The sequence below is a fragment of the Pelagibius litoralis genome (assembly GCF_011683915.1).
Lineage (GTDB): Bacteria > Pseudomonadota > Alphaproteobacteria > Kiloniellales > Kiloniellaceae > Pelagibius > Pelagibius litoralis.
Genome location: NZ_JAAQPH010000040.1, coordinates 1 through 21,972, shown reverse-complemented (window position 1 = coordinate 21,972; position 21,972 = coordinate 1). Strand labels below are relative to the sequence as shown.

The window sequence follows — 21,972 nt, the reverse complement described above, 5'->3', positions numbered from 1 at the left end:
CATGTTCTGTCGGCTCAAAGATTTCCGAAGAATCGCCACCCGATACGACAAACGCGCAGATACTTTCCTATCTGCCGTCTTCATCGCCGCAATCATCACATGGTGGCTCAATTGAGTCCTGACCCTAGATCGGATCATGTTTTGACGGAACCACTTCGTGGTTGCGCCAAAACATGTGAATCCGATCGCCATCAAACAGTTAGAGCAGATTCACCCGGTCGATGGATCGCCTCCGGCGATTCCATCCGACCAGGATCTGCTCTAGGCGGCCAGCGGCTTCATCATCTTCTCGGCGGTCTGGGTCATCTGCGCCTGCAGTGGCTCAATCGCCTCGCTGGCCAGGGCCACCGACAACTCGGTCAGCTTGGCACTCTCCGCCAGCATGGAATCGAAGCTGCTGCGCGAGTATTCAGTCTGAACGTCGATCATTTCGCGCAGCGTTTTGGCACCAGCCAGCGCCTGCACCATCAACATGCCGGCCTTCATCGTTCCCTGCGTGAACAGGACCATCTCCTGGCCGAGCGCCTCGACGCCCTTGGCAACGACTGTGGAGGACTGGACGCAAGCATCCATATGACCCTGGCTCAGGCTCGTCACTTCGTCATAACCCTCGAAGACCGTAGAGGAGGCCTTCGCCACCTGCTCCTGGGTCATGGCGACGGCCTGCTCATAGCCCTTGGTCGCCGCCTGGGTTCCCGCTTTGACGACAGCCTCCAGGGTTTCCGTGCCGTTGGCGACGGCGGCTTCCACCGGCTTCATCGCTTCCGCCGTCAGGGGAGCCATGCTCTCAACAGCCTTGAGCGCCGGCGCGACATCGAAAAGAGGCGCTGCCAGCTCCTGCAGCGGCTTGGCAACCGCGGGCTTCTTAGCAGCGGGCTTGGTCTGGGCAGCTTTGGCCGCTACCGGCTTGGCCGGGGCGTTCGCGCGCTGGGTTTTGGCGGCGGCCGGGGTTTTCGCCGCCGCTGCCTTTGTGGTGGTCTTTCTGCTGGCCATCGGGATTTTCTCCTGGCTTTCGCCGTTCCGGGGGTATCTGGGTCAAATGCTGCAGTCAAAAGGCGTTGGGCTTTAGGCGCCGCGGCGACCGTCACGCCGAGCTGGCTGCACCTATCGTCAGCAGCCGCCTTATGTTGCAGCGCAACATGAGGCCAAATGTATTAACACCGGGACCAAAGTCAAGCGTAAATGCTGCAATGCAACATGCTCTGCAACCAGCCTTTGCAGCCAACCGCCCGCTCTGTGGATAACCGACCGTTCAACGGCGCTCAGACGTGGAATGGCCGGTTGCTGGGACTCGGGCGCTTTGGCACACTTCGCGGCATCGAAGGATCAGAGGTCGGGGCGGGCAGAGCCGCGGAGAATCGGTCGTTGCGGCACACAGGTTCAGGACACAGTTTCAGGATGGGACATGACCTATTGTTTGGGAATTAAAGTAAGCGACGGCCTCGTTTGTCTCGCAGACGGACGGATCACCAGCGGAAATCAGGTAACCAACGCCCAAAAACTCTCCCTGCACGGGCCCGGCGGCGCCCAGTTCGCGGTTATGACATCGGGCCTGCGCTCCCTGCGGGACAAGACCCTCGCCTATCTGGAGCGGGACATCCGCAAGAACCATGCGACGGGATTTGCCACGCTGCTGGATGCGGTCGCGGCCTATTGCCGCTGCCTGCGCCAGGTCGCCGAGGAGGATCGCGAACAGATAGAAGGATCGGACCTCAATTTCAACCTGCACAGCCTCATTGCCGGCGCCCAGCCGGAGGACAAGGACCCGAGCATCTTTCTGGTCTATCCGGAGGGCAACTGGATCGAGGTCGACCAGCGCACCCCCTATCTTTCGATCGGCGCCACCGCCTATGGCAAGCCGATCCTGGACCGCGCCCTGACCTACGACAGCGCGATGACCACCGCGCTGAAGCTTGCCTACCTGTCTTTCGACTCCTCGCGCTATTCCTCGGCCGATGTCGGCTTTCCCATCGACCTGGCAACCTACAGCCTGGCCGAGCGGCGCTGGCGCAAGGCCCACTACGATTATGACGATCTGCGCGAGCAGCGCATCTGGTGGAACGAGCACATAACACAGATGGCGGTGCGCATGCCGGACGGCCCCTGGGTCCGGGAGCTGCGCCCGGGCTGCCACACAACCCACCTGACTATCGTCTCAGAAGACGATCAGTAGGCTTTATCGCGCTGTCGACGGCTACCCTGCCCTCGGCAGTAAGCCGAGGTATCAGAGTGCCAGATAGCCCGCCAGACCGTTCTCGCCGACCTGAAGATTGAAGGTGTTGCCGCGATCGTCGTCGCTCTGGCGCCGCCGCGGTACGTTGGCATGGAACCGTTCCCCGGGGGCGATCGCTTGCGGCGGCCTGACCGTGACCCCGGTTGCGTCATGGCCGAACAGCAGGTCGTTGAAGGAAATCTCGTCAAAACGCTCCGACGGGTAGACCCAGGCATTGAAGGAAAAGACCCCGTCCTTGCAGAGGCTGGAGACCCAGTAGGTTTCCTTCGAAAACAGGCGCAGGCCGGTCGGTGCCGGCCCGAAGGCGCCGCTCCTCTCCAGCGCTTCGTCCAATCGGCCCAGCGCTGGCGCGTCCAGGGCTGCCTGGCTTGTCGTCCAACGTGCCCAGGCCAGAGGGTCGTCGAGGCGCAATTTGCTGACGACCAGACCGCTCGGCCCCTGCACCCGCGCCGTCAGGGCCGCCCCGCCGGCACCGTCGCCAACCAGTTCGTAGCTGCGCAGCTGTTCGTCGTAATCCGCGTTGTAAACCAGCCGATAGCGCAGCGTGGCGCCCTCGGCACAAGCCTGGCGAATGTCATCGCCGTTCAGATAACTGAACCAGGTCGCCTTGATGGTCGTCGGATTGTCGATGGCGCCCTGGTAGCTGCAGGCAGCGAGCCCGAAAGACAAAAGTCCGACCGACAGGACAAGTCCTGGTCCCCTGACACGGTCTTTGCCGAACAAGGCGAGAAAAGCTTTCGAACTCATCGCTTCTACCTCCAAATAACACCCGCACCCGATATGGTTACCGGTCACTTGGGAACGGGGGTCGGGGGATGCAAATGCGACCGAAAAGCCCGCTGTACCGCATCGGTTTCCGGCCGGACCCGACAATCCGGCCTGCAAGCCGCTGTATTGAATACATATTAACTACATTGTAATTGCTGGCCTATTAGACTGGACAGAGATTCGGATCATGCCTTAGAATCGGCGGCGTTTTCAGGGGCTTTTCCGAATCTTTTGATGAGAAGCCTCCGCGCCGCTCCGCAACGCGCCGGGATTAATAGCGAGTTCCAATGATTCGAAAATTTGCTCTCGCAATATGTGCGCTATTGGCAATCACCACTTTCGCAGCGGTGACGACCAGTGACGCACAAGCGCGCTACGCGTCCATGGTCGTCGATGCGGAAACCGGACAGGTGCTGCACGCGGTCAACGCCGATACCCGCAACTACCCGGCCTCACTGACCAAGATCATGACCCTCTACATGGTGTTCGACGCCTTGGAGAAGGGCAAGCTGACCCTGAAGCAGAAGCTGAAGGTCTCAAAGCGGGCAAGCGGTATGCCGCCGTCGAAGCTGGGGCTGAAAGCCGGCGAAACAATCACTGTCGAACAGGCAATCCGCGCGCTGTCGACCAAATCGGCAAACGATGTGGCGGTTGTGGTGGCCGAAGCGCTGGCCGGCAAGGAAACGACCTTCGCCCAGGTCATGACCAAGCGCGCCCGCACCCTTGGCATGAGCCGCACGACGTTCCGCAACGCTTCCGGCCTGCCGAACCGCGCTCAAAAAAGCACGGCGCGCGACATGACGCGCCTCGCCAAGGCCCTGATGGCCGATTTTCCGCAGTACTACCACTACTTCTCGGTTGGCAGCTTCACCTACAAGGGCCGCACCCACCGCAGCCACAACAAGCTGCTGAAGACATACAAAGGCACCGACGGGATCAAGACGGGGTATATCCGGGCCTCCGGCTTCAACCTGGTTGCCTCGGTCGAGCGTAGCGGCCGCCGGGTCATCGCCGTTGTCTTCGGCGGCAAGACCTCCAAATCCCGCGATCGCCACATGGTGAAACTGCTGGATCGGGGCTTCAAGAAACTGGCGTCCCAGGGCATCCGGAAAATTCCCCAGATACCGGGCCGCAACCCCTTCCAGAAGCCGATGGTCACCCTGGAGATTGCAGGGGCTGGCGCAAAGCAGCCGGCACCGGTAGAGACCGCCGCCGCTGTGCCGGCCGCGCGCAGTCACGCGATCAAGCCGGTCATGCCGTCTTCGCAGGTGGCGACCGCCGATTCGATGGAAATGCCGGTCGAAGCGGAGAGCCTGACCAACGACTGGATCGTCCAGGTCGGCGCCTTCAGCCGCTTCAGGGCAGCCCACAGCAGTGCAAAGTCGGCCCTCGATAGGGCCCCGAAGGAACTTCAGGGCGCCAAGGTTGCGATCCAGCGGGTCGATACCAGCAGCCTCGGCACGCTCTATCGCTCGCAGTTGACCGGCCTTTACGAGCAGCAAGCGCGCGAAGCCTGCCAGACGCTGGTGGCCGCCGAGATGAACTGCGTGGTGATGCAGCCGGAAGCCCAGGGCTCCAACTAACGCTGCTCCAACGAACACGGCTCCAACAGTAAAGCTTCACTCACAGCGCGGGCGGTTCCAGACCGCTGGCCTTCAGTTCTGAGCGAACTCTGGCGATCAAACGATCCAGGTTTTCCTGATTGCCGGCCTCGCAACGCGCGACCAGGACGTCCTGTGTGTTGGACGCCCGCAACAGCCACCAGCCGCCGTTTTCCCGCACCCTTACGCCGTCGATGTCGTTCACCTCGGCACCCTCGGCCTTAAGGCGCGCCTTGACCTCCTCGATCACCGCTTTTTTCCTGTCTTCGGCGCAGGAAAAGCGGATCTCCGGCGTATTGAACACCCGGGGCAGAGAATCGCGGAAATCAGCCAGGCTCTCGCCGCTGCTGTTGATCACCGACATCACCCTGATGGCGGCATAGAGCGCGTCGTCGTAACCGTAGAAGTGATCGTTAAAGACAATATGGGCGCTCATCTCACCGGCGAAGGGCGAGCCCACCTCCTTCATCCGCGTCTTGATGATGGAATGGCCGGTCGGACACATCAGCGGCTTGCCACCGGCCGCCGCGATCCCGTCGAAAAGCACCTCGCTGGCCTTCACATCGGCAATGATCGTGGCGCCCGGATTGGCCTTCAGGATGTCACGCGCCAGGTAGAGCATGATCTGATCGCCCCAGAGGATCCGCGCGTGCGAATCGACGACCCCGATCCGGTCGCCATCGCCATCGAAGGCGATGCCCAGATCGCAATCCTGCGACCGCACCGCGTCCTGAAGCTGCACCAGGTTCTCGGGCACCGTCGGATCGGGATGGTGGGCCGGGAAAGTCCCGTCGATAACTTCGTTCAGAAGGATATGCTCGCCCGGCAGCCGCGCCGTCGCAGCCACCATGGCATCGCCCATCGCGCCGTTGCCGGCATCCCAGGCAACCTTCAAGGGTCTTGGGCCTTCAACCAGATCCTGCACGATCCGCGCGACATAGGCATCGAAGACGGAGCGCTCCTCGATACTGCCTTCGCCGCTCTCGTAGTCGCCGGCGGCGGCAATCCGCCCCAACGCCTGAATGTCCGGCCCGAAGAACGACGCCTTCTCCAGCAACAGCTTGAAGCCGTTGTAGTCCGGCGGATTGTGCGACCCGGTGATCATGACGCCACCCTGGACATCCAGGGTATGGGCCGCGAAATAGAGCATCGGCGTCGGCCCGCGCCCGACATTGACGACATGCAGGCCACAATCGCCGAGGCCTTGGCCCAAAGCCGCCGCCAGATCCGGTGAGGAGTGGCGGCCGTCATAACCGATCGCAATCGCCCTGGCGCCCCGGCGCCGCGCCACCGTACCGAAAGACCGGCCAAGCGCGTAGGCATCGGCGGCAAAAAGCGTCTGACCCACGATACCGCGAATGTCGTACTCCCGCAGCAGGGTCGCATCGAAGACATGGCGCGCGGTGGCGATCCCACCATCGTTTTCCCTGCCGCTCTTCCCATCGCTTTTCTGGGTCATTCTGCCAATCCCGACTATCTTACCGGCCGCCCGACAGAGGAGTAGTCGAAGCCCGCGTCGATCATTTCCTGCGGATTGTAGATGTTACGCAGATCGATCATGACCGGCGCCTTCAGCGCTGCCTTCACCCGCTCCAGGTCAAGCGCACGGAACTCATTCCACTCCGTCACAATAACCACGGCATCGGCCCCGGTCATGGCCTCATAGGCGTTTTGCGCCCACGCGACATTGGACAGCAGCGGTTCCGCCTGCGCCATGCCCTCGGGATCGAAAGCCCTGACCGTGGCCCCGGCGGCCTGCAGGGCGGGCACGATCTCCAGGCTCGGCGCATCGCGCATGTCATCGGTATTCGGCTTGAAGGTCAGGCCGAGGACGGCAATCGTCTTGCCCTCGACCGATCCGCCACAGGCTTCGATCACCCGGCCGGCCATGGCCTTTTTCCGGCGATCGTTGATGTCTGCGACCGTCTCGACGATACGCATCGGCGAGCCGACTTTCTGCGCCGTATGAACCAGGGCCACGGTATCCTTGGGGAAACAGGACCCGCCGTAGCCCGGACCGGCATGCAGGAACTTGCGCCCGATGCGCCCGTCCAGGCCGATGCCGCGCGCCACATCGTGGACATTGGCGCCGACCTTCTCGCAGAGATCGGCAATCTCGTTGATGAAGGTGATCTTGGTCGCCAGAAAAGCGTTGCCCGCATACTTGGTGAGCTCCGCGGTCTCCAGCGTGGTGAAGAGGATCGGCGTTTCGATCAGATAAAGCGGACGATAGAGCGCCTGCATAACCTCCTGGGACCGCTCGCTTTCCGCGCCGATGATCACCCGGTCCGGACGCATGAAATCGTTGATCGCAGCGCCCTCGCGCAGGAACTCGGGGTTCGAGGCGACCTCGAACTCGGCATCCGGATTGACCTCGGCAATGATCCGCTGAACCTCGCGCCCGGTGCCGACTGGCACCGTCGATTTGTTCACCACCACGGTATAGCCCTTCAGGAAACCGGCCACTTCCCGCGCTGCCTCGTAGACATAGGTCAGATCCGCCTCACCGCCGGTCCGCCCTGTCGGCGTGCCGACCGCGATGAAGACCGCATCCGCCTCGGCCACCGCCCCGGCCAGGTCGGTCGTAAAGCTGAGGCGCCCGGCGGCACGGTTGTTTGCCACCAGGATATCGAGGCCCGGCTCGAAGATCGGTATCTCGCCGCGCTCCAGGCGGGCGATCTTGTCCGCATCCTTGTCGATACAGACCACATCCGTACCGAACTCCGAAAAACAGGCACCGGAAACCAGCCCGACATAGCCGGTACCAACCATTGCAATACGCATGTCGCGTCCCCTCTAGAGCACGATTAGGTGAGAGTGGCGCTATAGCGCCTGAGAATATCGCGGGCGGCGTCGCCCAGGTCATCGCGCTCCAGAGCATAGGCCAGATTGGCCTCAAGAAAGCCCGCCTTGTTGCCGCAGTCGAAGCGCCGCCCCTCAAAGCGAAGACCGTGAAAGGGCTGCCTGCCGATGGTGCGGGCCATGGCGTCGGTCAGCTGGATCTCGTTGCCGGCCCCTCGCTCCTGGCGGTCAAGCTCGTCGAATACCTCCGGCTGCAGGATGTAACGGCCGATGATCGAGAGGGTCGAGGGCGCAACCTCGGGCTGCGGCTTTTCGACTAGGCCCTTGGCCTCTGCCAGGCGGCCGTCGTCGGAGACCACGTCCAGGATTCCATAGCGGTTGGTCTGCTCGCGCGGCACGTCTTCCACCGCCACCAGATTGCCGCCAACCTTCCCGTAGGCCTCGACCAGTTGGGCGAGACAGCCCGGCTGCCCCAACACCAGATCGTCCGGCAGGATAACGGCGAAGGGCTCGCGGCCGACCAGATTGCGCGCGCACCAAACGGCATGGCCCAGGCCCAGCGCCTCAGGCTGGCGCACATAGCTGATTGTACCCGCCTGCCCCATCATGGAGCGGGCCAGTTCCAGTTCAGCCGTCTTGCCGCGTCTTTCCAGGCTGGCCATCAGTTCCCAATGGTGATCGAAATGATCCTCGATGGCAGCTTTGCCGCGGCTGGTCACGAAAATGATCTCTTCGATACCGGCGGCGCGCGCCTCCTCGACACCGTACTGGATCAGCGGCTTGTCGACGACGGGAAGCATCTCCTTGGGGATTGCCTTGGTGGCAGGCAGAAAGCGCGTACCTAGGCCGCCGACGGGCAGAACCGCCTTGCGAATGGTGCCATGCATGGGGGTGAGAACCTCGCGTGTGGGTGTCATGAAGACGCGGCTGTATTGCCACAGGCCCGGGCGGGCGACAAGTGACACAAATGGTCCCCGGTGGGGGATATCACGCGAAAATCATGTGCCCAGCAACAAATCCTTGGCTTCGTTCAGCTTGGCCGCCAGGTAGTTGGAGCCACCGTGATCGGGGTGGATCTTCTGCATCAGCCGGCGATGGGCCTCGCGAATCTGAACCGCTGTCGCGCCGTCCTGCAAACCGAGGATTTCCAAGGCTTCATCCCGGCTCATCGGCCCTTCGCGTGGGCTTTCCGGCCCGCCGCCAGCCCCGCCGTGAGCCCCTGCCCCCCCTTGGGCGCGCTCCCGCCAACCCTCGGCCTGGCTGCGGTCGAGATAGGCCTCCAATACCGATGCCGACTGCGGGTCTTCGCGCTCATAGTCGTCCAATAACTGAAGCAATTCCTCCGGGCCGAGCTGGGACAGCCAGGTGCCCATGAAACGGCCGTCCAGAACCTCGCCGTCCATCTCGCCACTATCGTGGTCCAGCACCATCTGCAGGAAGCGTGTACGCACCTCCGAAGATTGGCCGGGGCTGGGCCCGTTCATCGCCTGGGCCCGCCGCCCGCCGGCCCGCAGTGTCCGGCGCAGGAAGTACAGACCGGCATAAAGCATCATCAGGAGAGAGATCCGGCCAGCCAGCACAAGAGCCAGCGTGACAAGGCCAAGCAGCACGCCGCCGCCGATCTTCAGGGCCGTAGCGACCTTCTTCGGCTCCGCATCGACAAACCAGCGCGCCGCAAGCAGCGCCGCGGCCAGAAGAGCGATCCCGAGAAAAAAATACGGCATAGCCGACGCCTGCTATTTGATCTGGTGAGTGAGTTGCGGCACAAGGCCGCCGGTCTTGCGGCTGTAGTCCGCCAGAGCCTTGCGACCGCCGGCTGCAAAAACGGCAACGGCGGAAAGAAGTTCACGCAGTTGCTTTGCGGAACTGGCATCGAAGGTACAGAAGGCGCCGCCGCTGAGGCGCGCTATCTGTTGAAAAGCCTTACGCGCCACCAGATCGTTACCCTCATGAAACATGAAACAAGGAACCCCCAACAGACCTAACTCACCGGCGAGATGCCCAAGATGGTCAACATCTTCTTCCATGGCATCGCCGACGAAAACAAGGGCGGAAACTTTTTGCGCTTTGGTTTCCTTGGCCGCCCGCTGCAGCACCTTGCCGATCTGGGTGCGGCCCGCCAGGCAAAACACACCGCTCATGAACCGCAGCAATTCGGCAGAGCGTTGCACCCAGGGACCCGCCTTGCACTCCCCGAAACCGCGATAGAAGATCAACTGGACCTCAAGTCCGCCCAGACTCTCGGTCTCCTTGAACATTTCGGCCTGAAGGTGCGAGGCCTGATCCCAGGTCGGTTCGCGGCTGGCCGTGGCGTCCATGGCGAAAATCAGCCGCCCGCGCGCGTCGCCGCTGGGCGGGGGCGTCGCAGCGACCTTGCGCAGAAAGGCATCGACCTCAGATCCGGGCGATACCTTCGGCAGTTTGGGGTCTTTTGCCATCTGTCTTCAGCGCTTCCTGCGGACTGTTCGGACAGGGCCGCCGTGGCCCTTTTCCCTTCATCTACCTAGTGCACGGCCAGTATTTTGCCACCAAAAGCAGTATCCTGTCGCCGTAAGCCGACGGATTCAATGCCCTCGTCGGTATCGCAGGGCCTAAGCGGGTTTCAGCCAGACAGCGGTGTCATGGAAGACCGCCCCACCGGCGGGCGGGCCGGGATCCGCCGAGATCAGCAGGTTGATCCCCCAGCCCTCTTCGAAAGCGCTGTTGGGCCAGATGCTTTCCACCACCACCACGTCTTTCTGAAGGCCGTCGAAGAGCTCGACAGCGATGACCAGCGAGCCGAGGTCGTTGCCGATGCGCAGGCGCTCGCCGGTTGCAACGCCCAGATCCGCGGCCGCCTCCGGGTGAATCAGAATAGTCGGCTTCCCCTCGCGCTTCTGGGAACCGGGCGTCTCGGTGAAGGTGGAGTTCAGAAAAGTCCGGGCCGGCGCGGCAACCAGACGAAAGGGATGCTTCGGCGTCGCCCGGTCATAGCGGTCGCTGTAGCCGGGCAGCGCCGGCATGGCGGCAAAGTCCGGGCCGTAGGCGGCCCAGTCCGCCTTGAAGTGGAAGCGCTTGTCGGCATGGCCGAAGCCGTTCAGGAAATGCATATCCTCGTAAGACAGGATGCAGTCGTGCCAATGTGCGGCATGGATGGTCTTGGCATTCGGCAGGCCGGAGGCCTTCAGCGTTTCCTCGATCAGTTCCCAGGTCGTCATCTCGAACCCCGGATGCGAGGCGCCCAGACGCTGAGCCAAGGCGCAGATGACCTCGTGGTTGCTGCGGCAATCGCTCAGGGGATTGATCACCGCCTTTGTCACCTGCAGGTAGGTATGCCCGCCGGCGACATAAACATCATCATGTTCCAGGAAGGTCGTCGCCGGCAGCACGACATCGGCCATGGCCGCTGTTTCGGTCATGAATTGCTCATGCACGCAGGTGAAGAGGTCATCGCGCGCAAAGCCCGCCGCCACCTTGCCGCTTTCGGGGCAGACCGCCATGGGATTGGTGTTCTGAATGAAAAGCGCGGTCACCGGCGGCCCCTCGCCCAGGTCGCGCGGGTCGCCGGTCAGGATTGGACCGATCCGGGACTGGTCCAGACTACGGATCTCCTGGTCTTTCATATCGAGACCCTGGATCAGCGTCTCGTCGAGGCCGTAGATGCTGGACTGGCCCTGCATGGCGCCGCCGCCGCGATGCTGCCAGGCGCCGGTCACAGTCGGCAGGCAGGCAACGGCGTGAACGGCGCTGGCGCCGTTACGGGCCCGCGAGAAGCCGTAACCCAGGCGGACATAGCTGCGTTGGGTGGTTCCGTAGAGAGTGGCAAATTCCCGGATCTGCTGCTCGCTGAGGCCGGTGATCCCGGCCGCCCAGGCCGGCGTGCAGCCCGCGAAGTGGGCCTCCAGCTCCGCATCCCAGTCGCTGAACTTGGCCAGATAGTCGCGGTCGGCATGGCCCTCAGCCAGCAAAACCGAGATGACCGCCGCCGCCAGGGCGCCGTCCGTACCCGGCTTCAGGGCAAGGTGCATATCGGCCTGCTCGGCGGTGCCCGTGCGGTAGGGATCGACCACAACCAGCTTCGCCCCACGGCCTTTGCGCGCCTTGGCAATATGGGTCATCACGTTGACCTGGGTACTGACCGGATTGCCGCCCCAAACCACGATCAGGTCGGATTCGGCCATCTCCCGCGCGTCGACCCCGCGCCTGCTGCCGCAGGCTGCATTCCATCCGGTCGCCACCAACTTGGTGCAGATCGTCGAATACTGCCGGGAATAGCGTTTGGCGTGACGCAGCCGTTCAATGCCGTCGCGCTGCACCAGCCCCATGGTGCCGGCATAAAAGTAGGGCCAGACAGCCTCGCTGCCATGACGTTGCTCGGCCTTCAGCAGGCCTTCGGCCACCGCATCCAGCGCGGCCTCCCAGGAAATCGGCTCGAAAGCCGAGATCCCCCCGCCCTTGGCGCCGATCCGGCGCAGCGGCTGGGTCAGGCGGTCCGGGTGATGGACCCGCTCCGCATAGCGCGCCACCTTGGCGCAGACCACACCGGCGGTGTAGTCGTTGTCGCGGGCGCCGCGCACCTTGCCGATCTTCGACTCCGACAACCGCTCCACCTCCAAAGCGCAGACGCTCGGGCAATCGTGCGGGCAGGTGGAATGCATGATAACCGGCGTCTGAGCGGTGTCGAGGGGCATGCCTGGGCCTGTAGGCTGTGTCGTATCAGGGCGCGGCAGCTTACCCCTGCCGCTCTTCAGCAGCAATCCCGGCAGCGGTGGGTTGCGGGACTAGCGGTTGTTTCTCAACCAGAGCCAGCAACCCGGCAAACCGGCCAGAATCAAGGCCAGGCCGAAAACGACCGAGAGCGCGACGGCCTGATCGCCGTTCAGGCCCACCGCACCCAGCATCGCGATACTGGCCCCCTCGCGCACACCCCAACCGGCAAAGGAAATTGGCAGGAAGGTGATCAGGATGATCGCCGGCACCACCGCCAAGACAGCCGGCAGGCCAAGATCGAGACCGAGGCCCCGGGCGAGAAAAAAGAACGCCAGGATCGAAAAGACCTGAGCGGCGGCCGAGAGCAACAACAGCAACAGAGACAGGCCCGGCGCCAGGAGGACGCGGCGCGTATCCGCGGCCATCGCCGCCAGAAGGCGCAGACCGCCGCCGATCAGCGGTCGTGCTTGAAGACTTGGCGGCAGGCGGTCCAGGCAGCAGAGCAGGAAGAGGCCGGCCAGCAGAACCGGTAGCGAGGCCAAAAGTATGTATTGCAGCGCCGCAGGCGAGAGCCCTTCGCCGAGCCAGAAAACCCCGCCGACCACCATCAGCACCAGAGCAAGGAGCCCGCTGATCCGTTCCAGCATCACGCCGATGAAGGCTCGGTCCATCGCCACGCCGTGGCGCGAGAGTTGCCAAATCCGCACCGCATCACCGCCCACCGAGGTCGGCAGCATCTGGGTGAAGAAACTGCCGACGAACATCAGGCCCAGCACCCGGCCGAGCGGCTGCGGCGTTCCGATGGCACCCATCACCAGCCACCAGCGCAAGGCGGAGACCACGGCAATGCCGACAAGGCTCAGCACCGCTGCCACGGCGGCAAGCGGCGAAAGCGCCAGCAGCAACGTCCCCACCGCCGACAGGTCGATGCTGCGGGCTATCGCCGCCAGCAGAATGAGAGATACCAGGAGCTTCGCGACCAGAGCAAAGCCGCTGCTGCGCCTCTTCTCCGGGGCCGCTGTGCCGGGCGCCCCCGATACCGAGAGCGGCCGGCTGCTCATGGGGCGATCTCGCAAAAAGCAGCTTTTACGGTCTTTTGCACGGGCATCTGCCTCGTCTTTCGAATCACACCGATATCGTGGCCCCCTGGACCGGGTGGGCCGAAGCAATGATGCGGTCACAGAGGTAAATAAACCCTCAGCACGAACAAGTTGTGAACGCTTTCATGCGCTCCGGCACGTCGAAGATCTAGGCCGGTGCGGCCAAGGCGCGGGCTATGTTCACCCTTGCCGGCCCCTCGAAGCGGGGGCTGAAATGATCGGAATGATAGAGTTTCTCCCGTTGCAGGAGCCCCTCCAGAAACCGGCACCTGCCCTGCCGGAAAGCGGCATCGTCGACATGGGCGTACTCGCGCCGGATCGCCGCTTCGTAGGCAGCGAACTCGGGCACCGGGGCGGCCAGGATCGAAAGATCCATGTCGAGGAAGAGCCGGGCGTCCTCCAAGGCTGCGCCAGACAGGCCGGGCGGCGGCTGATGGCCTGCCGTCGCCTCGATCAGCCTGGCGGCCGTTTCAAGGCTGTCGGCAGCGACCACGGCGGCGCCGTCACGGCGCAGCAGCGCGGCGCTCTGCGCCTCGTTATCAACAGCCCGGGGATCGTAGACCGCATCGTGATAGAAGAGCGCCGCCTCCACCGCGATGGGATCGGCAAGCAATTCCCGAACCTCTGCGAAGAGACCGAGCAAGGCTTCGACGTGGGCCCAGGTGTGATAGTGGCGCTGCGGTTCACCGTAGCGGCGGCGCAGATCTTCCGTCAGGGGGGCCGGTAACAGGTTGCTCACGGAACTTCCGCCCGCCGCTCAGTCCTTGCGCGCGCGCATGGCATCCCAATCCTCGTCGCTCATGGCTTCCATGAGGCTGAACTGCCCGGCGCCCTTCAGCCACTCGCCGCCGTCGATGGTCACCACCTCGCCATTGATGTAGCCGGACTGCTCGGCCAGCAGATAGGCGGCGAGGTTGGCCAGTTCGATGTGCTCGCCGACCCGGCCCAGGGGGATCTTGTTCTTCCAGATGCTATCCAGCGCGGCATTGGGCACCAGCCGGTCCCAGGCGCCCTTGGTGGGAAAGGGGCCGGGAGCGATAGCATTCAGACGAATGCCGCGGCGGCCCCACTCCACCGCCAGGGAGCGGGTCATGGCCAGCACCCCGGCCTTGGCCATGGCCGAGGGCACGACGTAGGGCGAGCCGGTCCAGGCATAGGTGGTGACGATGGAAAGCACGTTGCCGGGATGCTGGTCGGCCAGCCAGCGCTTGCCGCAGGCCAGGGTCACGTAAGCGGTGCCGTGCAGCACGATGGAGAGCACGGCGTCCAGCGCCCGCGGCGACAGGGTCTCGGTCTTGGCCAGGAAGTTTCCGGCGGCGTTGTTCACCAGGGCATCGACAGGCGCCTCGGCCCAGGCGGAACCGACCATCGCCTCCACCGCCGCCGCGTCGCGCAGGTCGCAGGGCAGCGCCGTGGTGCGGCCCGGATAGGCTTCATCGAACTCGGCCTGCGTCTCCGCCAGGACCTCTGCGCGCCTGCCGCAGATGATCAGCTTCGCCCCCAGTTCCAGGCAGCGCCGGCCCATGGCCTTGCCCAGGCCGGTGCCGCCGCCGGTGATCAGGATCCGCTTGTCTTGCAGAAGGTCGCTTTGAAACATGGATCGAAGCCTTTCATTCCCGGCGGTCGCGCTTTCGGTAAGCTAAACAGGCTGAGGTGTACCGCCACCAGAAGACTTTGACTATGCTAGCGGGTGAAAAGCCAGAAACAAGAATAGGCAGGGAGGGGCATCGTAACGATGCTGACAAGAGCGGGAAGCTATCGGGCGCTCTGCGGCGGATTTCGCTGGCAGATTCCCGAGCGCTACAACGTCGCCGTGGACGCCTGCGACAAATGGGCTGATGGGGACCGCCTTGCCCTGATCGACCTGAAAACCGACGGACGCGAGCAGCGCTATTCGTTTCGCGACCTCAGCCGGCTTTCCAACCGCCTGGCCAACGCGCTTGAGGCCCATGACGTCGGCGAGGGCGAGCGGGTCGCCATTCTGCTGGCCCAGGGGGCGGAAACCGCCATCGCCCATCTGGCCGCCTACAAGATCGGCGCCATCGCCGTGCCGCTCTTCACCCTCTTCGGCGAAGAGGCTCTGGAATACCGCCTGAGCGATTCCGGCGCCGCCACTGTCATCACTGATCAGGCCGGCCTGGAAAAACTGTCGCCGCTGCGCGAGCGCATCCCGTCACTGGAGAACGTGATCTCCATCGACGGCCCGGGCGACGACGGCGATGCGCTGGACTGGCGGATGCTGCTGGAGCGTGCCTCGGACAGCTACCTACCGGTCGCCACCTTCGCCGACGACCCGGCGCTGATCATCTATACCTCCGGCACCACCGGGCCACCGAAAGGCGCGCTGCATGCCCATCGCGTCCTGCTGGGCCATCTGCCGGGGGTCGAACTGCCGCAGAACTTCTTTCCCCAGCCCGGCGATCTCTTCTGGACCCCGGCGGACTGGGCCTGGATCGGCGGATTGCTGGACGTGCTGCTGCCGGCCTGGCACCACGGCGTGCCAGTGCTGGCGCATCGTTTTGCCAAGTTCGATCCGGAACAGGCTTTTCGCCTGCTGGCCGACTATCAGGTGCGCAACAGCTTCCTGCCGCCCACCGCGCTGAAGATGCTGCGCCAGGTGGACAGCCCGGCGACGCGCTGGGACTTCTCCCTGCGCTCCATCGGCAGCGGCGGCGAGACCCTGGGCACCGGCCTGCTCGACTGGGCGCAGGAGACCTTTGGGATTTCGGTGAACGAGTTCTACGGCCAGACCGAGTGCAACCTGGTGGTCGCCAACTGCGCCGAGCTGATGGCGGTGAAACCCGGCAGCATGGGCCGACCGGTCCCCGGACACCAGGTCGCGGTCATCGACGAGGCGGGGGACGTCCTGCCGCCCGGCGACGCGGGCGCCGTCGCCGTGCGCCGCCCGGACCCGGTGATGTTCCTGGAATACTGGCGCAACCCGGAGGCAACCGCGGCCAAGTTCCGCGGCGACTGGCTGCTGACGGGGGACATGGGCGCGGCCGACGAAGACGGCTATCTGCACTTCGTCGGGCGCGACGACGACGTTATTACGTCCGGCGGCTATCGCATCGGCCCGGGCGAGATCGAGGATTGCCTGCTGAAGCACCCGGCGGTCGCCATGGCCGCGGCGGTCGGCGTGCCGGACCCGCTGCGCACCGAAAGGGTGAAGGCCTACATTGTGCTGAAACGCGACGACGACTTCGCCGGCGAGGCGGCGCGCAACGCTCTTGCAAAAGAGATCCAGGACTACGTGAAGGCCAAACTGGCAGCCCACGAATACCCACGCGAAGTCGCCTTCGTCGACAGCCTGCCGATGACCGCCACCGGCAAGATCATCCGCAAGGCCCTGCGGGAAGAGGCGGCCGCTAGCGGTTAGGCCGGGTGGTGAGAACGGCCTGTACCTCGGCGCGCGGCGACTTGGAGGTCAGCACCACCACCTCGTAGAGGAGGCTGCCTTCGCTGGAGCGATAAGTTTCTTCGCGCTGGTCGATGCCGCGGGTGAATTTGGTCTGGTCGCCGACCTTGTCGATGGGTAGCTTCTTGCGCTGCAGGTATTCGGAAAACACCTGCGACACCTCTGCCGCGTTGGCGAACTGGGCCATCACGGTGCAGGTGTCGTCGCCGAAAACCGCCAGCGCAAAGAGGCCCGCATCGTTGGAGGCCGACCAGACATCGCCGCGCCTGCCCTCCAGGAAATCCTTTGCCTGACTGGCCGGCAGCTTGCGCAGCTGCGGAACGCTATCGATCCAGGCGCGCAGGTCCTGTGGGTCTTCCACATACTTCAGACAGGATTGGACGAAAAGGCCCACGACTTCGCGTGCCGGATCCCCCGCCCGTGCCCCCGGCGCGGCGACGGCGCAGAGTATTGTCAGCGACGTTGCCAGAAAGACAAGAGCGCCAAGGCGGCGCAGGGCTTGCTGCATGATCTCAAACCTGTTTGCGAAGGCCCGCCGGCCGCGGCGCACCTGTCCGTAAAGCCGGCGACCCTATCAGGTCTGCCAGCCTGGACCAAGACGGCAGGACGCGCTAAGCAATGTGACCCGTTTTTCGCCCAAACCCCCACCTGTCGCCGAGGCCCAGCAAATGACTAAGGTTATCGACTACTACATGACGCTTATTTCGCCCTGGGCCTACCTCGGCAGCCAGCGCCTGGCCGATATCGCCAAGCGGCACGGCGCCGAGGTGCGCGTGCTGCCGGTGAACTACGGCGAGGTCTTTCCGCGCACCGGCGGCCTGCCGCTGGCCAAGCGGGCGCCGGAGCGCCAAGCCTATCGCATGATGGAGTTGAAGCGCTGGCGCACCTACCTCGATGTTCCGATCAACCTGGAGCCCGCCTATTTTCCGACGCCGGAGGCAATCGCCGCCGGCATGGTGATCGCGGCGGGCGACAGCGGCGGGCGGCCGCTGGAGCTGGCCCAGGCCTTCGGCCGCGCAATCTGGGAGCAGGAGCGCAACATCGCCCACGAAAGCACCTGCCGGGAGGTTGCCGGGGAAACAGGTCACGACGGCGCGGACCTGCTCGCCAGGGCCCAGGACCCGGCGATGGCCCAGCGCCATGCCGAGCAGACCGAGACGTCCATCGCGCGTGGGGTCTTCGGGGCGCCGACCTACGTCTACAAGGACGAACTGTTCTGGGGGCAGGACCGGCTCGACTTCCTCGACCGCGCCCTCGCAGACTAACAACTGCATTGTTGGTTTACGGCAGCGGGCTGGAACCGCTTCGACGCAAGTCGAAAACCCAAAAACGAATAAGGGGCCCCGAAGGGCCCCTCACCGCACGATCGGTCTCTCCAGACTTTTAGGCCTGAAGATCGAGGCTTTGGGCCTCCTCCTGAACCGATGCATCGTCCGTTGTATCAGCCGCCAGGGCCGTAATCCTGATCTGCGCGTCCAGCAGCAGCTTGGTGATCGTTTCGCCGTTCTCGTTCTTGTAGCTGCTGACCGAATAGATCGTCAGCCGGGTCTGGAAGTCGATGGCGTCCTCGGCAAGCTTCTCGCGCAGCTCGGCCAGTTTTTCCTTCAGCGCTGCGGGAACCGCGTCGGTCTCGTCATCGCCGCCGACCTCGTCGCCTTCAGAAGCCGCGCCGGGCGCGGGGGTATCGGCACCAGGTCCGCCCACGACAGGCTGCTCGCCGCCTTCCAGAATCTTCTCGGCCAGAGCTTTCGGATCACCCAGGGTCTCGGGGTCGATAACCAACAGCGGGGTGGCGCCGGTCGAGACACCGCCGTTGACGTCGATCTGCTGCTCGAAAGAAACGCTGGCCATGGTGACGGAGACCTCACCGGTATCCTGGTTCACCGCGATCTCCAGCGACTTGGCAACCATGGAGGTCGACTGGCTGAAACTGGAACCGGAGATCGCGGTCACCTGGCTGAAGGCGGCGAAGGAAAGCTCCGCGGTGAAGTTCACCCCTTCCTTCAAGGCGGCAAGAACCGGCTCGACGAAAGCTTTGGTGAAATCCTGAACCGCATCGGCATCGAAACCAAAGGCCTTCAGCACCTGGCCGAGGTCGCGGCGCATGGTCTCCAGCGCCTTGCGGACGAAACCGCCGGCCTCGCCGAGCAGGGCCTTGCTTTCGGTTTCGGCGGCGGCACCTTCGCCGACGGACTCGGTGTCGTCGACGGCCTGGGCCTCCGGCGACAGGCGGATCGGATCGCGCCCCGTCGCGGCGTTGTTCTCCAGAAAGGCCTGCCGGCCCTGGCTGGTCGCGGCATCGCCACCACGGTGGAACATGCCGGGCAGGGCGCCCAGTTGATCGAGCAAAGCGGGAATCATCGATTCCTCCTCCTGAGGGGTGCGCCAGGCTGTTTCCAGGGCCCGGACCGGGTGAACTGACCTGCCCACCGCAGCACCGATAGTGATCGTGTTAGCTTGGATTTTAGACATCGAGGGTGAAGGAATTCTTAGCCCGGAGAAGAAATTCCGCATGCCATCCCAAGTGCCCCGCGCTGGGGGAATAGCTGCTATCCAGCGTGCCGGCGAACAAGCGATTGAACAGGGCGCGGGATTACGGTTATCAGAAGATGAATCCTATTGCCGCCGCTTCCCCGGCGTCTCAACCATCAGCCAAGGTTCCGTGCCATGCCCTCCGATGCCGCCAGCCAAGACCCAAAGAGCCTGAAGGGCAACTGGGGCTTTCCGACCCAGATGATTTTCGGTCCCGGCCGCATCAAAAACCTGGGTCAGGCCTGCAAGGGCCTGGGGATGGCGCGGCCGCTGCTGGTCACCGACCCCGGGCTGGCCGCCCTGCCGATGATCGCCGATGCGATTGCGGCCAATGAGGCCCAGGGCCTGCCGACCGGCCTTTTCACCGCGGTGAAGCCGAACCCGGTGGGACAGAACGTCGACGACGGCGTCGTCGCCTACCGCGCCGGCGGCCATGACGGGGTGATCGCCTTCGGCGGTGGCTCCGCCCTGGACTGCGGCAAGGCCATCGGGCTAATGGCCGGCCAGGCCCGACCGCTCTGGGACTTCGAGGACAAGGGCGACAACTGGAAGCGCGTCGATCCCGACGGCGTCGCCCCCATCGTGGCGGTGCCGACCACAGCGGGCACAGGCTCGGAAACCGGCCGCGCCTCGGTCATCCTCGACGAGGAAACCCACATCAAGAAGATCATCTTCCATCCCAAGATGATGCCCGGCACCGTGGTTTCGGACCCGGAGCTGACCGTCGGACTGCCGGCCCACATCACCGCCGCCACCGGCATGGATGCCCTGGCCCACTGTCTGGAAGCCTACTGCGCGCCGGGCTATCACCCGATGGCCGAGGGTGTCGCCGTGGAAGGCATCCGTCTGGTGAAGGACTGGCTGCCGACGGCGGTGAAGGACGGCGGCAATCTGGCCGCCCGCGCCCACATGCTGGCCGCTGCCTCCATGGGCTCCACCGCCTTCCAGAAAGGCCTGGGGGCGATCCATTCCATCAGCCATCCCATCGGCGCGCTCTACGACACCCACCACGGCCTGACCAACGCGGTGGTGATGCCCTACGTCCTGGCGTTCAACCGCCCGGCCATCGAGGACAAGATGACCCGGCTGGCGGCTTGGCTCGGCCTGCCCTCGCCCTCTTTCACCGCGATCCAGGACTGGGTTCTGGCGCTGCGCGCCGAGGTCGGTATTCCAGAGCGCCTGGACGGCATCGGCGTGGGTGAGGAGCGGATCGACGAGATCGCCCGGATGGCCGCCGAGGACCCCACCGCCCCCACTAATCCGATCCCGGTGGGGGCGCCGGAGATGCGGCAGATGTTCGAAGCGGCCCTGAACGGCCGCCTCGGCTGAATCGAGTCCCAACCCGTGGGTAATAAAATTACCCTATCGTCCGAAAGGTTTTCGCATTCCCCGGAGGCGAAGCGCCCTCGGTTTAACGATCCGTCTATTTTGGCTGAACTCTGCGCTTTTTATTGAATACTTAAGCATAACCCCTGACATTTAGATCAAGACAAGCAGTCGCCAAGAAGGCGATCCGCCCATTTTGGCGAACAGCGAATAGGGGTTCTCATGTCTGTATTCGAGCACCATGAGTTCGATGGCCACGAGCAGGTGGTCTTCTGTCACGACGCCGACAGCGGCCTGAAGGCCATCATCGCCATTCACAACACCAACCGCGGCCCGGCCCTCGGCGGCTGCCGGATGTGGCCCTATGCCAACGAGGACGAAGCGCTGACCGACGCGCTGCGCCTGTCGCGTGGCATGACCTACAAGTCGGCCCTGGCCGGTCTCGCCATGGGCGGCGGCAAGTCGGTCATCATCGGCGATTCCCGCAAGGACAAATCGGAAGCACTGTTCCGCGCCATGGGGCGCTTCGTCGCCAGCCTGGGCGGCCGCTACACCGTTGCAGAAGACGTCGGCATTTCAGTGCCGGACGTCGACCTGATGGGCGAGGAAACAGAATTCGTCGCCGGAGCAACCAATGGCGGTGCCGGCGATCCTTCCCCGGCCACGGCCTATGGCGTCTACATGGGTATCAAGGCTGCAGCGCGCCACAAGCTGGGCAGCGACGACCTGCGCGGTCTGCGCATCGCGGTGCAGGGCGTCGGCCATGTCGGCTACTACCTCTGCCGCTACCTGTCGCAAGAAGGTGCCGAGCTGATCGTGACCGATATCGCCAAAGACTCACTGGACCGGGTCGCGTCGGAGTTCGACGCCAAGGTTGTCGCGCCGGATGCGATCTACGGCGTGGAGGCGGATATCTTCGCACCCTGCGCCCTGGGCGCCGTGATCAACGACAAGACGCTGCCGCTGCTGAAGGCGAAAATCGTCGCCGGCTCCTCCAACAACCAGTTGGCCGAAGCACAGCACGGCGAGGCCCTGCGCCAGCGCGGCATCCTCTATGCGCCGGACTACGTCATCAATGCCGGTGGCATCGTGAACATCAGCCACGAAGGCCCGGGCTACGACGAAGCCAAGGCCTTTGCTCACGTCGCCCAGATCCACGATACCCTGCTGGAGATCTTCCGCCGCGCCGACACACAGAAGCTCGCGACCTCCGATGCCGCCGACCGCTTGGCCGAAGAACGCTTCCGGAAAGCCACCCAGCTAAAAGCGACGGCGGCGGCTTAGTTCTGCGCAGATGCCTCCCTTCCCCATCAAGGGACAGGGAAAAGACCCCGAAGTCGTCCTCACCACCACACCATCGTCATGCTCGGGCTTGACCCACTGGTGTCCGGTTAAGACTAGGCCCACTGGAGGACCATCTGATCGGGGTTGATCGGAGGCTCTGGATCGGACTGGATCAGGCGGTCGATGCGCTTTCGGTGCATGAGATTGGCGCGGACGAGG

General features: G+C 64.0%; 19 protein-coding genes and 1 pseudogene. 7 read left to right on the top strand and 13 right to left on the bottom strand.

Features of this window, described 5'->3' with window-relative positions; translation table 11 throughout:
• A pseudogene (locus HBA54_RS27540) lies at positions 1 to 115 on the top strand (IS5/IS1182 family transposase); the annotation flags it as partial.
• A 146-nt stretch (positions 116 to 261) separates the two neighbouring features.
• On the opposite strand, the gene HBA54_RS27535 reads toward HBA54_RS27540, so the two are convergent.
• Positions 262 to 993, bottom strand: a complete 732-nt coding sequence (locus HBA54_RS27535; protein ID WP_167231567.1) for a phasin family protein — start codon at positions 991 to 993, stop codon at positions 262 to 264.
• Positions 994 to 1,405: 412 nt separating this feature from the next.
• Between HBA54_RS27535 and HBA54_RS27530 the strand changes: the two genes are divergently transcribed.
• Complete coding sequence (locus tag HBA54_RS27530) at positions 1,406 to 2,173, top strand: proteasome-type protease (protein ID WP_167231564.1); 768 nt, start codon at positions 1,406 to 1,408, stop codon at positions 2,171 to 2,173.
• Between the two features lie 51 nt (positions 2,174 to 2,224).
• On the opposite strand, the gene HBA54_RS27525 is transcribed toward HBA54_RS27530, so the two are convergent.
• Positions 2,225 to 2,980: a hypothetical protein gene (locus tag HBA54_RS27525; RefSeq protein WP_167231561.1), complete on the bottom strand. Its 756-nt coding sequence runs from the start codon at positions 2,978 to 2,980 to the stop codon at positions 2,225 to 2,227.
• Positions 2,981 to 3,324: 344 nt separating this feature from the next.
• Here HBA54_RS27525 and HBA54_RS27520 point away from each other — a divergent pair, with 344 nt between their 5' ends.
• Positions 3,325 to 4,584 carry a D-alanyl-D-alanine carboxypeptidase family protein gene (locus tag HBA54_RS27520; RefSeq protein ID WP_240932949.1) on the top strand — a complete coding sequence of 420 codons (1,260 nt, stop codon included), beginning with the start codon at positions 3,325 to 3,327 and terminating at the stop codon, positions 4,582 to 4,584.
• A 40-nt stretch (positions 4,585 to 4,624) separates the two neighbouring features.
• Here HBA54_RS27520 and pgmG read toward each other — a convergent pair whose 3' ends face one another.
• The 9 genes from pgmG to HBA54_RS27475 form a co-directional block, all read right to left on the bottom strand.
• The gene (gene pgmG / locus HBA54_RS27515; RefSeq protein ID WP_167231555.1) at positions 4,625 to 6,061 is read right to left on the bottom strand and encodes a phosphoglucomutase/phosphomannomutase PgmG; all 1,437 of its coding nucleotides are present in this window, start codon (positions 6,059 to 6,061) and stop codon (positions 4,625 to 4,627) included.
• Positions 6,062 to 6,075: 14 nt separating this feature from the next.
• Positions 6,076 to 7,386, bottom strand: a complete 1,311-nt coding sequence (locus tag HBA54_RS27510; protein ID WP_167231552.1) for a UDP-glucose dehydrogenase family protein — start codon at positions 7,384 to 7,386, stop codon at positions 6,076 to 6,078.
• Between the two features lie 23 nt (positions 7,387 to 7,409).
• Entirely contained in the window at positions 7,410 to 8,291 is an 882-nt protein-coding gene (gene galU / locus HBA54_RS27505; protein ID WP_167231573.1) for a UTP--glucose-1-phosphate uridylyltransferase GalU, read from the bottom strand.
• Positions 8,292 to 8,402: 111 nt separating this feature from the next.
• Positions 8,403 to 9,128 (bottom strand): J domain-containing protein, encoded by a 726-nt coding sequence (locus HBA54_RS27500; RefSeq protein WP_167231549.1) that lies wholly within the window; start codon positions 9,126 to 9,128, stop codon positions 8,403 to 8,405.
• A gap of 12 nt (positions 9,129 to 9,140) precedes the next feature.
• Positions 9,141 to 9,842 (bottom strand): vWA domain-containing protein, encoded by a 702-nt coding sequence (locus HBA54_RS27495; protein WP_167231545.1) that lies wholly within the window; start codon positions 9,840 to 9,842, stop codon positions 9,141 to 9,143.
• Between the two features lie 153 nt (positions 9,843 to 9,995).
• Entirely contained in the window at positions 9,996 to 12,074 is a 2,079-nt protein-coding gene (locus HBA54_RS27490; RefSeq protein ID WP_167231542.1) for a molybdopterin oxidoreductase family protein, read from the bottom strand.
• Positions 12,075 to 12,164: 90 nt separating this feature from the next.
• Positions 12,165 to 13,154, bottom strand: a complete 990-nt coding sequence (locus HBA54_RS27485; protein ID WP_167231539.1) for a lysylphosphatidylglycerol synthase transmembrane domain-containing protein — start codon at positions 13,152 to 13,154, stop codon at positions 12,165 to 12,167.
• A 187-nt stretch (positions 13,155 to 13,341) separates the two neighbouring features.
• Positions 13,342 to 13,932, bottom strand: coding sequence for an HD domain-containing protein (locus HBA54_RS27480; RefSeq protein ID WP_205944960.1), 591 nt, complete (start codon positions 13,930 to 13,932; stop codon positions 13,342 to 13,344).
• 18 nt (positions 13,933 to 13,950) lie between these two features.
• Positions 13,951 to 14,790 carry an SDR family oxidoreductase gene (locus tag HBA54_RS27475; protein ID WP_167231536.1) on the bottom strand — a complete coding sequence of 280 codons (840 nt, stop codon included), beginning with the start codon at positions 14,788 to 14,790 and terminating at the stop codon, positions 13,951 to 13,953.
• 138 nt (positions 14,791 to 14,928) lie between these two features.
• Between HBA54_RS27475 and HBA54_RS27470 the strand changes: the two genes are divergently transcribed.
• A complete protein-coding gene (locus HBA54_RS27470; protein WP_167231533.1) occupies positions 14,929 to 16,572 on the top strand; it encodes an acyl-CoA synthetase in 1,644 nt (547 codons plus the stop codon).
• On the opposite strand, the gene HBA54_RS27465 is transcribed toward HBA54_RS27470, so the two are convergent.
• Positions 16,562 to 17,119: an NMCC_0638 family (lipo)protein gene (locus HBA54_RS27465; protein WP_167231530.1), complete on the bottom strand. Its 558-nt coding sequence runs from the start codon at positions 17,117 to 17,119 to the stop codon at positions 16,562 to 16,564. The genes HBA54_RS27470 and HBA54_RS27465 overlap by 11 nt on opposite strands.
• 160 nt (positions 17,120 to 17,279) lie before the next feature.
• On the opposite strand from HBA54_RS27465, the gene HBA54_RS27460 reads away from it, so the two are divergent.
• Positions 17,280 to 17,876, top strand: coding sequence for a 2-hydroxychromene-2-carboxylate isomerase (locus HBA54_RS27460; protein ID WP_167231527.1), 597 nt, complete (start codon positions 17,280 to 17,282; stop codon positions 17,874 to 17,876).
• Between the two features lie 118 nt (positions 17,877 to 17,994).
• Here the strand turns inward: HBA54_RS27460 and HBA54_RS27455 are convergent, their stop codons facing one another.
• Positions 17,995 to 18,972, bottom strand: coding sequence for a hypothetical protein (locus HBA54_RS27455; RefSeq protein ID WP_167231524.1), 978 nt, complete (start codon positions 18,970 to 18,972; stop codon positions 17,995 to 17,997).
• Positions 18,973 to 19,278: 306 nt separating this feature from the next.
• On the opposite strand from HBA54_RS27455, the gene HBA54_RS27450 reads away from it, so the two are divergent.
• Together HBA54_RS27450 and HBA54_RS27445 are read left to right on the top strand one after the other, a co-directional pair.
• Positions 19,279 to 20,472, top strand: coding sequence for an iron-containing alcohol dehydrogenase (locus tag HBA54_RS27450; protein ID WP_167231521.1), 1,194 nt, complete (start codon positions 19,279 to 19,281; stop codon positions 20,470 to 20,472).
• 219 nt (positions 20,473 to 20,691) lie between these two features.
• Positions 20,692 to 21,753: a Glu/Leu/Phe/Val dehydrogenase dimerization domain-containing protein gene (locus HBA54_RS27445; RefSeq protein WP_167231518.1), complete on the top strand. Its 1,062-nt coding sequence runs from the start codon at positions 20,692 to 20,694 to the stop codon at positions 21,751 to 21,753.
• Positions 21,754 to 21,972: the final 219 nt, after the last annotated feature.